Consider the following 15,240-nt stretch of genomic DNA (forward strand, 5'->3'; position numbering starts at 1 on the left):
TATATAGTTAGAGCATGATGTCGTCCGAAAACCGCTCACACTTTTCGGCATCATGCTCTAGCAGAGGGCGTCGATTTCCTCGTTGGTCAGCGTATCCGGCAGCACGGTGACCGGGATCGGAAACGCCGCCGCGCGGCCCGCGACCGAGGAGACCAGTGGCCCTGGACCTTCCTTCGCAGAACCGGCGGCCAGAACCAGGATCGCCACATCGCGGTCTTCCTCGATCACGGCGTTGATCTGTTCGGCAGCACCGCCCTCGCGGATGACGACCTCAGGCTCGATGCCGATGGTCTCGCGCACGATCTGGGCGATCTTGGCAACGACTGCCTCGGCCTCTTCACGGGCTTCGGCCCGCATGATCTCTTCGACGCCGAGCCATTGCTGGAAATCCCCATCCGGGATCACATAGAGCAGCACCAGCCCGCCATTGGAATTCTTCGCGCGCCGGCCGGCATAATGAACGGCGCGTTGGCATTCGGGTGTGCCGTCAATCACCGCCATGAATTTGCGGCGGTGACCTTCGAGCCGTGAGAGTCGCTTCGATACCATAGCGCCGACTCTGACACCCGAAGCGGAAAATTTGCAAGTCCAGTTTTTGCCCTGATGCCCGAGAAGAAATCCTCTTCTCCCCGGGGGAAGGTCCCCTTCTCCCACGGCGGAGAGAAGAGGAGATTTATCTCAATAGAGGAAGCCGATGACGTCGCGCACTTGGCTCATCGTCACCTCGGCGCGCGCCCTTGCGCGCTCGCCGCCCTTGCGCAGGATCGCGTCGATATGGCTGGTATCGTCCATCAGCCGGCGCATCTCGCCGGTGATCGGCGCCAGCACGTGGATCGCCAAATCGACCAGCGCCGGCTTGAAGACGGAGAACTGCTGGCCGCCGAATTCGGCCAGCACGTCCGCCTTCGACTTGTCGGCGAGTGCGGCATAGATCGCCACCAGATTTTCGGCTTCCGGACGGCCCTGCAACCCGTCGATCTCGCTCGGCAAGCCGTCCGGATCGGTCTTGGCCTTGCGGATCTTCTTCGAGATCGCGTCCTCGTCATCCATCAGGTTGATGCGCGAGAGATCGGAGGGGTCCGATTTCGACATTTTCTTGGTGCCGTCGCGCAGCGACATGACGCGCGGCGCCGGCCCGCCGATCAGCGGCTCGACCATCGGGAAATAGGCATGCACCGGCTCGTTGCCGACGGTGATGTCGACGCCGTAGCCGGTCCTGCTGATATGCTCGGCATAGTCGAGGTTGAACTTCATCGCGATGTCGCGGGCAAGCTCCAGATGCTGCTTCTGGTCCTCGCCGACCGGCACATGGGTGCCGCGATAGACGAGAATGTCGGCGGCCATCAGGCTCGGATAGGCGTAAAGGCCGAGCGAAGCCTGCTCGCGGTCCTTGCCGGCCTTGTCCTTGAACTGCGTCATCCGGTTCATCCAGCCGATGCGGGCAACGCAGTTGAAGATCCAGGCGAGTTCGGCATGCTGCGGCACGGCCGACTGATTGAAGACGATATGCTTTTCCGGATCGATGCCGGCGGCGATGAAGGCAGCGGCGATCGAGCGCGTCTGGCTCGGCATGTCCTCGTGCACGAGCTGGGCGGTGAGCGCATGCATGTCGACGACGCAGTAGATGCAGTCATTGCCTTCCTGCAGTGCCACGAACCGGCGGATCGCGCCGAGATAATTGCCGAGATGCAGATTGCCGGTCGGCTGCACGCCGGAGAATACGAGTTTCTTGAATTCGCTCATGTCGTCCTCAATAGGCTGGTGGAGGGCCCCAGGGCTTTGCGCCCATGTTGCTAACGCGGCGGCTTATGCACGGCCGACCGGTCGCAATCAAGGGGTTCAGGCAGCCGCGTGTTGGATCAGATCGAAAGTGTTGCCGTAGGGATCCGCAAAGACCGCCACCGTGCCGTAAACCTCATGACGCGGCTCTTCCAGAAAGCGCACGCCGACTGCCAGCATCGCGGCATGGTCGCGGGCGAAATCGTCGGTCTTCAGAAAGAAGCCGACACGGCCACCCGTCTGATTGCCGATGGCCGCGCGCTGCGTCTCGTCTGCCGCTTGCGCCAGCAGAAACGCGGCTCCATCCCCACCCCTCGGCTTCACCACCACCCAGCGCTTGCCCTCCGGCTGCAGCTCGTCCTGAAGGCAAGCGAAACCGAGACCATCGCAATAAAAAGCCTTGGCGCGGTCGTAATCGTCGACCACGAGGGTGACGAGGAAAAGAGAGTGGATCGTCATGTGTTGCCTCGCGTTTGAGATGTTTATTCCACCTTTGAGCCACAATTCCCCGGATTTTAAGCCGAATTGATCAACCGACTTACTCATAATTGAGTATAAAATTTCACAAAAAAGCTTTTTTTGAACCGAAAATCCTGCGCCTGGTGCCGGCGCCGTTGGGGTCGCTGGATAGCCGATCGGAGCGACCATGCAGAACGCAATTTTGCTCGCCATGGCAGGCCTTTTCGCCTTTCAATCAGCAACGGGTGCCGTCGGTCAAGACATGAAAAGGCATGGCGTTCATCTTCCAAAACATCAGGCACGTCTCGCCTATACGGTCCAGACAGTCAGCGTTCGTGCCGGCTGCTTTCCAGGGCGCCTGCGAGCGGTCCTGTCGCATATTGCTGCGAAGACCGGCCGACGCCCTGTGATAACCTCGGGCCACAGGCCGCATCCCCGCCGCCATGGGTCGCTGCACGGAAAATGTCTGGCGGCCGATATCAGGATGCCCGGCCTGTCGGAACGCACGATCATTGCTGCCGCAAGAAGCGCGCCGGGCATCGGCGGTATCGGCAGCTATTGCAACGGCATCATCCATGTCGACGTCGGACCGCAAAGGCGATGGGTCGATTGCTGAAGCAATACCAGGAAAAGTGCGCCCTCATCCGTCCTTTGCCGGCGCCGGCTTGCGGTTCAGATTGCGTCGGATCATGCCGAGATTTGCCCCGCCGACCAGAAAAGCGGCGGCGAAATAGATCAGCATCGCAATCGCAATCAGCAGCCCGAGGGTACCGATCTTGGTGACAAGCGGCGCGCCGGAGGCAAGCCAGGGCGCCCAGTGCTGCTTGAGGAAGACGATGGCCGCACCCATGACGGCCGCGGCGACGATCAGCAGAGCGGTGCGCTTTGCCAGCGCCCATTCCCATGTCAGGTGGCCGCGGCGCAAAAGCGTGGTGAACAGCAGCACGGTGCTGATCCAGCCGGCCGTGGCTTCGGCAACCGCGATGCCGGGCGCGCCCATATAGGGGAAGAGGGTCAGCGCCGTGGCGCAGTTGGTCGCAACCGCGATGGCCGAAAAGCGCATCGGCGTCTTGGTGTCCTCGCGGGCATAGAAGCCGGGCTGCAATGCCTTGATCAACACGAAGGCCGGCAGGCCGATGCCGTAAATCGCCAGGATCGAGCCGACGACGGCGGTATTTTCCTGATGGAAGGCGCCGCGCTCGTAGAGCACACGGATGATCTCGTCGGACAGGATCCAGAGCGCGAAGGCGGCGGGGATCGTCAGGAACAGCACGAATTCGATCGAGCGGTTCTGCAGGTTTCCGGCCTCGCGCAGGTTGCCGCCCTTCAGCGCCCGGGCCAGTTCCGGCAGAAGCACCACGCCGACGGCGACGCCGACGACGCCAAGCGGCAGCTGATAGATGCGGTCGGCATATTGCAGCGCTGCGATCGCGCCGTCGCGGGACGACGCAATCGCCTGCCCGATCAGCTGGTTGATCTGGGTGATGCCGCCCGTCACCGCAGCCGGCACCGCCAGGATCAGCAGCCGCTTGACGTTCGGTGTCATCTTCGGGAAACGGAAGCCGATGCTCATGCCGGCTGCAAGCACGCCGACATAGACGACGGCGAGCTGCAGGACGCCGGCGGCAAGAACGCCCCAGGAGAGGTACCAGGCCGTCGCCAGCGGATCGGCGCCGGTATAGAGGGCATAAAACAGCGCCCCGATCATCACCACATTGAGGAAGACGGGCGCGATGGCGGCGGCGAAGAAATGATGCAGCGAATTCAGCATGCCGCTCATCATCGCCGTCAGCGACATGCACATCAGATAGGGAAACATCACCGCCGCCATGCGGATCGTGATCGAGAACTTGTCGGGATCGTCGGCAAAGCCCGGCGCGATGACGAAGCGCACCAGCAGCGGCATGGCAAGCTCCATCACGATGGTGATGAGGAGCAGTACCGAAAACAAGACGCCAAAGACTTCTTCCGAAAAACGCTTGGCGCCATCCGTGCCGTTCGCCTCGATCTCCTTGGCAAAGAGCGGCACGAAGGCAGCGTTGAAGGCGCCCTCGGCAAACAGCCGGCGGAACAGGTTCGGAAAGCGGAAGGCGGCGTAGAAGACGTCGGCCATCGGTCCGGTGCCGAGGGCCGCAGCCATCAGCGTTTCGCGGGCGAAGCCGAAGACGCGGCTGCCGAGGGTGGCACCGCCGACGGTCGCGAATTTCTTGACGAGGCTCATGCGTTTGGGCTCATGCGTGGTGGCTCATATGGGGGAACCGGCCTTCTTTTCGGTGGTAGGCGGGGTCCGGGCGGTGGCGGCAGGCGCGATGATGCCGGAGGGCATACGCTCGCGCAATTCATCCTCCTCCTCGGCCATGACCGCCTTCATCCGGGCGGTGATGTTGGCGCGCTTGCTGTCGCCTGATATTTTCTGGCCGACCAGATCGGTGACGTAGAAGGTGTCGATCACCTTCTCGCCGAAGGTGGTGATGCGGGCCGACTGGATGTCAAGCGACAGATCAGAGAGCACGGCGGTGATCTCGGACAGCAATCCCGGCCGGTCGAGGCATTCGACCTCGATGACGGTGAACTTGTTCGACAGGCTGTTGGTGATGTTGACCGACGGCGGAATGACGAATGCCTTGCTTTTCTTGCGGTTGCGCGCGCGCGTGGCGATGACTTCGGGCAGCCGCTTGCGGCCGGATAGCACGTCCTCGATCATCCGTCCGATCGTCGCCGCCCGGCGCAGTTCGTCGGCATCGTCGGTAAATTCGCGGCTGACATGGATCGTGTCGAGCGCCCGCCCGTCCGATGTGGTGAAGATCTGGGCGTCGACGATATTGGCCCCGGCCGCAGCACAGGCGCCGGCAATGACGGCGAGCAGTCGCGGATGGTCGGGCGACAGCACGGTGATCTCGGTGATCGCGTGGAAACTGTCGGTGCGCACCGTGGTGGCAAGCGCCTGGCCCGCCTTATCCGACTGGCGGATGAAATGGGCGTGACGGATCTGGTCTTCCAGCGGTACCGAGAGCAGATAGGGCTGGTAGTGCAGCTTGGTATAGGTATTGCGGTCCTTCTGGCTCCAGTCGGCGAGTGCCGAATGCAGCGCTTCGGCAGCGGCATTGGCCCGCTCCTTGCGGGAGACCTCCGAAAAGCCGCCGGCCAGCAGCAGCTCGGTTTCATAATAGAGCGTGCGCAGAAGCTGGCCTTTCCAGCCGTTCCAGACGCCCGGACCGACGGCGCGGATATCGCAGATCGTCAGGATCAAGAGCATCTTCAGCCGGTCGAGCGACTGCACGCGGTCGGCGAAATCGGTGATCGTCTTGCGGTCGGTGAGGTCGCGGGTCTGCGCCACCATCGACATGGTCAGATGTTCCTCGATCAGCCAGACGACGATCTCAGTCTGCTTCTGCGACAGGCCGAAGCGGGCGCAGAGCTTGCGGGCGACGCGGGCGCCGGCGATCGAATGATCCTCCTGGCGGCCTTTGGCGATGTCGTGGAGGAGAACGGCGACATACAGCGCCTCGCGATCCTCGATGCCGGGCATCAGCTTGTTGGCGAGCGGATGCAGATCCTCGGCGCGCCCCTTGTCGATCTCGGAGAGAATGTCGACGGTGCGGATCAGATGTTCATCGACCGTGTAGTGGTGATACATGTTGAACTGCATCATCGCGACGATCTTGCCGAATTCGGGGATGAAGCGGCCGAGCACGCCGGCCTCGTTCATCCGGCGCAGGATGAGTGCCGGATCACGCTTCGACGTCAGGATCGACATGAACAGGCGGTTGGCCTCGTCGTTTTCCCGCAAGCTATTATCGATCAAAGCGAGTGAACGGGTGACGCGTTTCAGCGCGTCTGGATGGAATTCGAGCCCGTTGATGTCGGCGACGTGGAAGAGCCGGATGATGTTGACCGGATCGCGCTTGAAGACTTCGGGGTCGGCGAGCGCGATGCGGCCGCGGTCTTCGACGAATTCGACGCTGCCGGCGATCTTGCGGTTGCGATGGGTGAAGCGGCTGATGACGCCGGTGAGGCCCGGGATCGACTTCGCCTGCTGGTCTTCGAGCGCAGCGCAGAGGATGCGCGTGAGGTCGCCGACATCCTTGGCGACGAGGAAATAGTGCTTCATGAAGCGCTCGACGGCCGAAAGGCCCGGGCGGGTGTGATAACCGAAGGCTTCAGCGATCTCGCGCTGGATATCGAAGGACAGGCGCTCCTCGGCCTTGCCGGTCAGGAAGTGCATATGGCAGCGCACCGCCCAGAGAAAATCGTCGGCTTTCTCAAGCAGACGGTATTCGTGCTTGGACAGCACGCCGAGCTTGACCAGTTCCGCCTGGTCGCGCACGTGATAATAATATTTCGAGATCCAGAACAGCGTGTGCAGGTCGCGAAGCCCGCCCTTGCCTTCCTTGACATTCGGTTCGACGAGATAACGCGTGTCGCCCGCCTTGCGGTGGCGCTCGTCGCGCTCGGCCAGCTTGGCGGCAATGAATTCGGGACCGGTTCCGGTGACGATTTCCTTGTCGAAGCGGGTCTCGAGCTCGGTTTCGAGCCGCTGCAGGCCGCAGATGTAGCGCATCTCCAGGATGGCGGTGCGGATTGTCATGTCGGACTTGGAAAGCGCGATGCATTCCTCCACCGTGCGGGTGGCATGACCGACCTTGAAGCCCATGTCCCAGAGCACGTAGAGCATGAATTCGACCGCCTTGTGCGTCTCTTCCGCCGGCCTCGGCAGGAAGAGGAACAGCAGGTCGATATCCGAGCCGGGCGCCAGCGTGTCGCGGCCGTAGCCGCCGACGGCGGTCACCGCAAACTTGTCCTTCTGATGCGGAAAGATATGGGCGGTGGCGAAATTGTAGAGGGCGGCGATGATCTGGTCCTGCAGCCAGGAAATCCGGTAGGCGCAATTGAGCCCGCCGCCGTCGGCCATCAGTGCGGCGCGCGCCTTCTGCCGACCTTCCGTGCTCGCCTTCTTCAGCACGGCCAGAAGATCGGCGCGCAGGACGTCGGGCCGGCTGCGGTTGGCCTCGGCAACGGCGTCACACTGCTTCTGCAAGAGCTCAACGTCGAGGATATTGGAGAAATCGAGGTCGCGCATCGCTGTCGCCGGGACGGTTTCCTGTTCATGCCGGGCTGCCGGTTCACGGCCTGCCGCTTGTTTCGTCTGCATGCGCTATAGCCCCTTTGCCCGGCGATTGACACGGGCTTTCATACTGCAAGAACCTTTAAATTTGGCGAAATGGTGTTGGTTCGCTGCAAGATGCAAGGGCGCTTTGACGCAAGGCGCCGGCTTTCCCGGAATCCTCAGCCGGCGGCTCGCGCATTCAGCAAATGCAGAACCTGCCGTGTCTCGCGCATGATCTCTTCAAGCGCCTGCCTGTCGCATTCGCGATAGCCCGCCTTGGCGATCGACGTTCCGAGTTCGCAGATCATCGCGCAACAGCGGGTGATTTTCAGCATGCCGATCGGCGAAGTCCAGCCGCGGGCGTTGCGGTCCTTGTCGGCGCGCCGCATCGTATCGAGCATGGAGCAGATGAGCGAGAGGCGCTCGGTTTCGCGAACCAGTTTTTCCATGAACATGGCGCGCTACTCCTATTTCAGCTTCTTCTTGAGATCGTAAAGTACATCCATTGCCTCGCGCGGCGTCATGTCGTCAAGGCTCATCGCTTTCAACGCCTCCTCGACCTTGGAGGGTCCGCGGGCGGTATCCTCGCGGCGTACCGCCACCTGGAAGAGCGGCAGGTCGTCGATCAGCTGGCTCGCCGGGTTCTTGCGGTCGGCATCTTCCAGACGGGTGAGCACATCGCGGGCTCGCGCCACGACCGAGGCCGGAAGCCCGGCAAGGCGCGCGACCTGAATGCCGTAGGAGCGGTCCGCTGCACCCGGCCCGACCTCGTGCAGGAAAATGACGTCGCCGTCCCATTCCTTGACGCGCATCGTGGCGTTCGACAGCCGGCCAAGCTTTTCCGAAAGCACGGTCAGCTCGTGGAAATGCGTGGCGAAGAGGCCGCGGCAGCGATTGGCTTCATGCAGGTGCTCGACGGCGGCCCAGGCGATGGAAAGACCGTCGAACGTGGCGGTGCCGCGGCCGATCTCGTCGAGGATGACAAGGGAACGGTCGCTGGCCTGGTTGAGGATCGCCGCCGTTTCCACCATCTCGACCATGAAGGTCGAGCGACCGCGCGCCAGGTCGTCTGAGGCGCCGACACGCGAGAAAAGCCGGTCGACGATGCCGATATGGGCTGATGTCGCCGGCACGAAGGAGCCCATCTGCGCTAGAATGGCAATGAGCGCATTCTGGCGCAGGAAGGTCGACTTGCCGCCCATGTTCGGGCCGGTCAGCAGCCAGATCGCCCCGTCCCGGTCGCCGGTCTTTGGCGAGAGATCGCAATGATTGGCGACGAAGGGGCCGCCAGCCTGCCGCCGCAGCGCCTGCTCGACAACCGGATGGCGCCCACCGTCGATGGCAAACATCTTCGAACCGTCGACCTGCGGGCGGCAATAGGCCTGCTCCTCGGCGAGAAGCGCCAGACCTGCGGCGACGTCGATCACGGCAAGCGCCCGGGCGCCTGATTTGATCGCCTCGGCTTCCGCAACGACGGCCGCCGTCATCCTGTCGAAGGCTTCGAGCTCGATCGTAAGCGCCTGGTCGGCGGCATTGGCGATGCGGCTTTCGAGATCGGCAAGTTCGGTCGTGGTGAAGCGCATGGCGTTCGCCATCGTCTGGCGGTGGATGAAGCGGGCTTTCGCGTCTGCCGTCTCCGTCATCGGTGAGGCATTGCCGGCGGTGACTTCGATGAAATAACCGAGGACGTTGTTGTGCTTGATCTTCAACGACCGGATGCCGGTTTCTTCGGCATATTGCAATTGCAGGCCGGCGATGACACGACGCGACTGGTCGCGCAGTGCCCGGACCTCGTCGAGCTCGGCGCTGGCGCCGTCACGGAGAAAACCGCCATCGCGTTTCAACAGCGGCAATTCGTCGGCGAGCGTTTCGGCAAGCAGCTTCTCCAGGGCCGCGGGAAGGGCCTGCAGCCCGGACAGTGCTTGGCCGAGCTCTTCGGGCAGCATCGTCTTGCCGAGCATCGCCGCAACTCCGCCCGCCGCTTCCAGGCCTTGGCGGATCGCCCAGAGATCGCGCGGGCCGCCGCGGTCGAGCGCCAGGCGTGACAGCGCGCGCGGCATGTCGGGCACATGTTTCAGCGTGTCGCGCAGATTACCGCAGAGCAGGGGTTCGTCGATCAGGAAGCCGATCGAATCGAGCCGCGCATTGATGCGGGCGGGGTCGGTCAGCGGCGACATCAGCCGCTCGGCAAGAAGCCTGGCGCCGCCGCCGGTGACGGTGCGGTCGATCGCCTTCAAGAGCGAACCGTTGCGATCGCCCGAAAGCGTGCGGGCAAGTTCGAGATTGGCGCGGGTGGCAGGATCGATGAACAGTGTCGAGGCTGCACTTTCCCGTTCCGGCTTTCCAAGCGGCGGACGCTCGGCAATCTGCGTCTTTTCGACATAGGCGACTGCGGCCGCGGCTGCTGCCAGCTCGGCGCGCGAGAAGGTGCCGAAGCCGTCGAGAGTCGCGACGCCGAAATACCGCGCGATCCGGCCTTCGGCGCTGGCGCTGTCGAAGAGCACGGCCGGCTGCGGCACGGCTGTCCGGCCGAGCACGTCGAAGACCGGCTTGAGTTCGGGATCGTGGAAGATCGTGTCGGGCAGGATGAGTTCGCGCGGATCGATGCGCAGGATATCGGCAAGCAGGCGCGAGGCTTCGGTCTCGGCAAGCCGGAAGACGCCGGTGGAAATATCGATCCAGGCAAGCGCCAGCAAGGCCTCGCCGCTGCCGCGAATACGGGTCAGCGCCATCAGATAGTTGGATTCCGAGGGCGAAAGCAGCTTTTCCTCGGTGATCGTGCCTGGAGTGACGAGGCGGACGACGTCACGCTTGACGACGGATTTCGCGCCGCGTTTCTTCGCTTCCGCGGGATCCTCGATCTGCTCGCAGACGGCGACACGGAAGCCGAGGGAAATCAGCTTCTGCAGATAGTCGTCGGCTGCATGCACCGGAACGCCGCACATCGGGATATCCTGGCCCATGTGCTGGCCGCGCTTCGTCAGCGTGATACCGAGCGCGCGGGAGGCTTCCAGCGCATCCTCGAAGAACAGCTCATAGAAATCGCCCATGCGATAGAACAGAAGCGAACCGGGATTGTTCGCCTTGATCTCGATAAATTGCTCCATCATCGGCGTCGCCGAGGCACGGCTTTCCGCCGTGGCGAGCTCGGCAGCCGAAAAGGCTTCATTCCCTGTGTCTATTCGTGCGTTCACGGAGGTGGAGTTTTTCCCAAAAAAACAGGTGCCAACCCTATCCGCGCGCCGCTATAGATGACAACAGCATTTGAGGAAGAGCAAAGCGTCGCCCACAGGACGTTGGAGGATTTATGCCCGATATCGATAAGAAGGACCGGCCGGTGACGTCTGTTACCGACCAGGAGGCGCTCGAATTTCACGCAATGGGCCGGCCCGGCAAGCTGGAGATCAACCCGACCAAGCCGATGGCGACGCAGCGCGACCTCTCGCTTGCCTATTCGCCGGGTGTTGCCGTGCCCGTCAAGGCGATCGCCGCCGATCCGCAGACGGCCTATGATTACACCGCCCGCGGCAACATGGTCGCCGTCATTTCCAACGGCACGGCAATCCTCGGCCTCGGTAATCTCGGCGCGCTGGCCTCCAAGCCCGTCATGGAAGGCAAGGCGGTGCTGTTCAAGCGCTTCGCCGACGTCGATTCCATCGACCTCGAGATCGATACGGAAAATGTCGACGAGTTCATCAACTGCGTGCGCTTCCTCGGTCCCTCCTTCGGCGGCATCAACCTCGAGGATATCAAGGCGCCGGATTGTTTCGTCATCGAAAGCCGGCTGCGCGAGCTGATGGATATTCCCGTCTTCCATGACGACCAGCATGGAACGGCGATCATCGCCGCTGCCGGCCTCATCAATGCGCTGGAGCTGACCGGCCGCGACCTGAAGACGACGAAGCTCGTCTGCAACGGCGCGGGTGCTGCGGCGATCGCCTGCGTCGAACTGATCAAGGCGATGGGTTTTGCGCCTGAGAACGTCATCCTCTGCGATACCAAGGGCGTCATCTACCAGGGCCGCACCGAAGGCATGAACCAGTGGAAATCGGCGCATGCGGCAAAGACCGACAGACGCACGCTAGAAGAGGCGATGGAGGGCGCGGACGTCGTTTTCGGCCTGTCGCAGAAGGGCGCGTTTTCGGCCGAGATGATCCGCTCGATGGCCGAACGGCCGATCATCTTCGCCATGGCCAATCCCGATCCCGAGATCACGCCGGAAGAGGTCGCCCGCATCCGCGACGACGCCATCATGGCGACGGGTCGTTCGGACTATCCGAACCAGGTCAACAACGTCCTCGGCTTTCCCTATATCTTCCGCGGCGCTCTCGATGTGCGCGCCTCCACAATCAACGACGCGATGAAGATCGCCGCCGTCAAGGCGCTGGCAAACCTTGCCCGCGAGGACGTGCCGGATGATGTGGTCGCCGCCTATCAGGGCAACCGGCCGCGTTTCGGGTCGCAATACATCATCCCCGTTCCTTTCGATCCCAGGCTGATCTCGGCGATCCCGGTTGCCGTCGCGCAAGCCGCGATCGAAAGCGGCGTCGCCCGCAAGGTCATCACCGACATGGCCGGCTACGCCCGCGAGTTGTCGGCGCGCCGCGATCCGATCGCCTCGACGCTTGCGAGACTCTACGAGCGTGTCCGCCGCCATCCGAAGCGGATCGTCTTTGCCGAGGCCGAGGAAGAACAGGTCCTGCGCGCCGCCATGTCCTATGCCAACCAGCAGCTCGGCACCGCCATCCTGCTCGGTCGCGAGGACCTGATCCGGGCGACGGCGGAACGCGCCGGCATCGATCTCAACCGGCCGGGCCTCGAGATCGTCAATGCCCGTATCTCGACCCGGGTCGAGGCGTATATCGACTATCTCTATGCCAGGCTGCAGCGGAAGGGTTATCTCCACCGCGATGCCCAGCGGCTGATCCACAACGACCGCAACCATTTCGCCGCCACCATGGTGGCGCTCGGCGACGCCGACGGCATGGTGACGGGGATTACCCGCAATTATTCGACGGCACTCGAAGATGTGCGCCGCTGCATCGACCAGAAGCCCGGCCATCGCGTCATCGGCGTATCCCTGGCGCTCTGCCGCGGCCGCACCGTTTTTGTTGCCGATACCGCGGTGCATGACATGCCGACGGCCGAGGAGCTTGCCGATATCGCCGAGGAAGCCGCAGGTCTCGCGCGGCGCATGGGTTATCCGCCGCGTGTCGCCCTGCTTGCCTATTCCACCTTCGGCCACCCCTCGGGCGAACGCTCCGAGCGGGTGCGCGAAGCAGTGAAAATCCTCGACAAGCGCCGCGTCGATTTCGAATATGATGGCGAGATGGCCGCCGATGTCGCCCTGAACCGCAAGGTGATGGAGCAATATCCCTTCTGCCGCCTCTCCGGCCCGGCCAACGTCCTCGTCATGCCGGCTTTCCACTCGGCCTCGATCTCGACCAAGATGCTGCAGGAGCTCGGCGGCTCCACGGTGATCGGCCCGATTCTCGTCGGCGTCGACAAGCCGGTGCAGATCACCTCGATGGGCGCCAAGGACAGCGACATCGTCAATATGGCGGCGATCGCCGCCTATGGGGCTGGTTCGTAAACTCGTCCTGCCGACATATGAGACGGAATTCTCTGCCCGGCCGACCGCCCGTCGGCCGGGCAGAAGTTTTCGTGGGCAGCCGCGATGAAGCTTCTGCCCGTGGTGTCAGCGGACACGGTTCTCTTTCAATGTCGGTGCATCGGGAGCCTCTTCCCGCCCAGGTAGTCCTGAGCAAGCGGAGCGTGCTACTCTTCCGATAAGTCATACTTTTGATATAATAACCCTATACGGGCGGCATAAATTTGCCCGCAGGAACCTAAAAAACTGCGGGCAATCGATGCGGTTTCGCAGCTCAGTTGTTTAATACCAGCCGGTTGGTTTCCCATGCCAGAAAACGCATCTCCCAATTTCATCGCCCGATTTCAGGGGGCAACTTTCGACGATATGGTTGAGGCTCTGACCAAGGGGTTCGGTTCGTTCGACGCATGGCGCAATGGTCGAGAGAAACCACTCGACTGGAAGGTCGGGTTTTGGGGTGATGAAAGGTTGTCGCTGGTCAGCAACCAGGATTCCGGCGGCTGGGGTGCAAGAACGGCACATGGAACGCCGGAAACTCTGGCAATCATCATGCCGCGTACGGGTGCTCTCGATGTAGCGCTTGGTCGGACTGTGATCGAAGGGACACCTGGGCGGCTGTTGTTGATGAACAATCTCGAGCCGGAACGGGTTTCCGTGCGGGCAGCGCCGCACCGGTCGGACACACTGAGTCTGAACTGGACAATCATCGCTCAGACCGTCGCCGCCGTATTAGAGACCCCCTTGACCGGGGCAATGGACTTGGTACCGCTCATTGATCTTTCCACGGCGGCGGGCCAGTTGATCGGCAGTCTCGCCCAAACGATCATCATCGGCATGCGCAACAACGGGCCGCTCCTTCACTCGCCAATCGCCATGTTGAACCTGACCCAGGCGTTTGCCGATCTGCTGGTGCGCTCGGTTCCTCATCGGCTCTCGCATCTTCTTGACAAGAAAATCCATCTGATCGCACCACGGCATGTCCGTCGGGCAGTTGAATTTATGCATGCGAACATCGCACAGCCATTTACGATGCAGAGTGTCGCGGAGGCGGCAGGCATTTCCATTCGCGCTCTTGAAAGCGGTTTTCGTGCCTTCAAGGGAACCACGCCGGCTGCCTACCTCAGGACGATCCGCTTGCAGGCGGTCCGAGAGGATCTCTGCGATCCTTCAAACCGGCAGCCGTTGCGGGACATCTGCTTGAGGTGGGGATTCTTTCACTTTGGCCGCTTTGCGGCAACCTATCGGGCGGCGTACGGAGAGAACCCGTCGGACACCAGAAGGCGAGCCGATCTGTGACAGACGATCGTCACTCTGCGTAGACTAAATTAGCTCGCGAAGCGGCCGGCGTCGGCGCCGTAATAATTCAGGTAGCGGTCGGAAATGCTGGAGATCGGCAGCACGATCAGCACGTCGGTCGTGTTGAAGGCATGATCAATGACCGCGCTGGAGCCGACCATCGCGCCGAGGCGCAGATAGCCCTTGATCAGCGGCGGCAGCGCCATCAGCGCTCGCTTCGGGTTGATGGCCTCGACCGGCATCAGATCCATGTTGCGGGCGAGATCCGGCAGTGCCCCGACGGCCCACTCGTTCTTCGCCAGCACGTTGTGATAGAGGAAGGACAGCGCCAGCGCGTGGCTTTCGAGATAGACACCCGGGAACGAGGCGCAGCCGAACATGGCGCTGACGCCGTGTTTCAGCGCATAGGCCCAGTTGCCCTGCCACAGGAGCTCGACGGTGCGCTTGGTGCGGTATTCCGGCAGCACGCAGGAGCGGCCGAGCTCCATGAAGCGCTTGTCCGGATGTTTCGCGATAAGGCCCTCGATTTCGAATTCGGAAGCCGAGTAAAATCCGCCATTGGCGACGGCGACATCCTGACGCAACAGCCGGTAGGTGCCGACGATCTGGTCTTCCGGGTCGCCCTCGATCGAGCGGTCGAGAACGAGAAGATGGTCGCAGACGGCGTCATAGGCGTCGACATCACGCTGCCGGCGCATGGCATCCAGCGGCAGCTGCGCCTTCATTTCGTCGACGAACACGCGGTAGCGCACGGCCTGGGCAGCATCGATCTCCCGCGCCGTGCGGGCAAGGCGGGTCTCCAGATTGCCGATGCGGCCGAGGATATCGCCGTCCTTCTGCACAGCAGCCGTCGAGGGTGGTGCAGCCTCCGCGGTGGTGTCACGATTCAGGATGTCGATGGCGGACATGACGATTCTCCCGTTGCCGGCTTATCGACGCCATAAAACACTTCTCTGCGACAGGAAAGTGACATTTTGAATTTCCAAGC

At 62.4% G+C, this 15,240-nt stretch carries 11 protein-coding genes; 3 read left to right on the plus strand and 8 right to left on the minus strand.

All coding sequences use genetic code 11. The annotated features are described in order from the left end of the window. Positions 1-57: 57 nt before the first annotated feature. From BS629_RS33445 to BS629_RS33455, 3 genes are all read right to left on the minus strand, one after another. Entirely contained in the window at positions 58-549 is a 492-nt protein-coding gene (locus BS629_RS33445) for a universal stress protein (protein WP_003544884.1), read from the minus strand. Positions 550-678: 129 nt separating this feature from the next. Further along, on the minus strand, positions 679-1,743 hold the full coding sequence (gene trpS / locus BS629_RS33450; RefSeq protein ID WP_018244504.1) for a tryptophan--tRNA ligase: 1,065 nt from the start codon (positions 1,741-1,743) through the stop codon (positions 679-681). Positions 1,744-1,839: 96 nt separating this feature from the next. Then, positions 1,840-2,238, minus strand: coding sequence for a VOC family protein (locus BS629_RS33455; protein WP_018447784.1), 399 nt, complete (start codon positions 2,236-2,238; stop codon positions 1,840-1,842). A 187-nt stretch (positions 2,239-2,425) separates the two neighbouring features. Here BS629_RS33455 and BS629_RS33460 point away from each other — a divergent pair, with 187 nt between their 5' ends. Further along, on the plus strand, positions 2,426-2,854 hold the full coding sequence (locus BS629_RS33460) for a YcbK family protein (protein ID WP_018244506.1): 429 nt from the start codon (positions 2,426-2,428) through the stop codon (positions 2,852-2,854). Between the two features lie 24 nt (positions 2,855-2,878). Here BS629_RS33460 and murJ read toward each other — a convergent pair whose 3' ends face one another. From murJ to mutS, 4 genes are all read right to left on the minus strand, one after another. Next, complete coding sequence (murJ, locus tag BS629_RS33465) at positions 2,879-4,459, minus strand: murein biosynthesis integral membrane protein MurJ (protein ID WP_018244507.1); 1,581 nt, start codon at positions 4,457-4,459, stop codon at positions 2,879-2,881. A gap of 24 nt (positions 4,460-4,483) precedes the next feature. Next, positions 4,484-7,390 carry a [protein-PII] uridylyltransferase gene (locus BS629_RS33470; protein ID WP_018244508.1) on the minus strand — a complete coding sequence of 969 codons (2,907 nt, stop codon included), beginning with the start codon at positions 7,388-7,390 and terminating at the stop codon, positions 4,484-4,486. A gap of 134 nt (positions 7,391-7,524) precedes the next feature. Continuing rightward, positions 7,525-7,800, minus strand: coding sequence for a hypothetical protein (locus tag BS629_RS33475; RefSeq protein ID WP_018244509.1), 276 nt, complete (start codon positions 7,798-7,800; stop codon positions 7,525-7,527). 12 nt (positions 7,801-7,812) lie between these two features. Continuing rightward, positions 7,813-10,539, minus strand: a complete 2,727-nt coding sequence (gene mutS / locus BS629_RS33480) for a DNA mismatch repair protein MutS (RefSeq protein ID WP_018244510.1) — start codon at positions 10,537-10,539, stop codon at positions 7,813-7,815. A gap of 113 nt (positions 10,540-10,652) precedes the next feature. Here mutS and BS629_RS33485 point away from each other — a divergent pair, with 113 nt between their 5' ends. Beyond that, positions 10,653-12,938, plus strand: coding sequence for an NADP-dependent malic enzyme (locus BS629_RS33485; protein WP_018244511.1), 2,286 nt, complete (start codon positions 10,653-10,655; stop codon positions 12,936-12,938). A gap of 324 nt (positions 12,939-13,262) precedes the next feature. Next, positions 13,263-14,252 carry a helix-turn-helix transcriptional regulator gene (locus BS629_RS33490; RefSeq protein WP_018244512.1) on the plus strand — a complete coding sequence of 330 codons (990 nt, stop codon included), beginning with the start codon at positions 13,263-13,265 and terminating at the stop codon, positions 14,250-14,252. A 29-nt stretch (positions 14,253-14,281) separates the two neighbouring features. Here BS629_RS33490 and olsB read toward each other — a convergent pair whose 3' ends face one another. Then, positions 14,282-15,160, minus strand: coding sequence for a l-ornithine N(alpha)-acyltransferase (gene olsB / locus BS629_RS33495; RefSeq protein WP_018244513.1), 879 nt, complete (start codon positions 15,158-15,160; stop codon positions 14,282-14,284). Positions 15,161-15,240 lie beyond the last annotated feature (80 nt).

It is taken from the genome of Rhizobium leguminosarum bv. viciae USDA 2370 (genome assembly GCF_002008365.1).
GTDB lineage: Bacteria > Pseudomonadota > Alphaproteobacteria > Rhizobiales > Rhizobiaceae > Rhizobium > Rhizobium leguminosarum.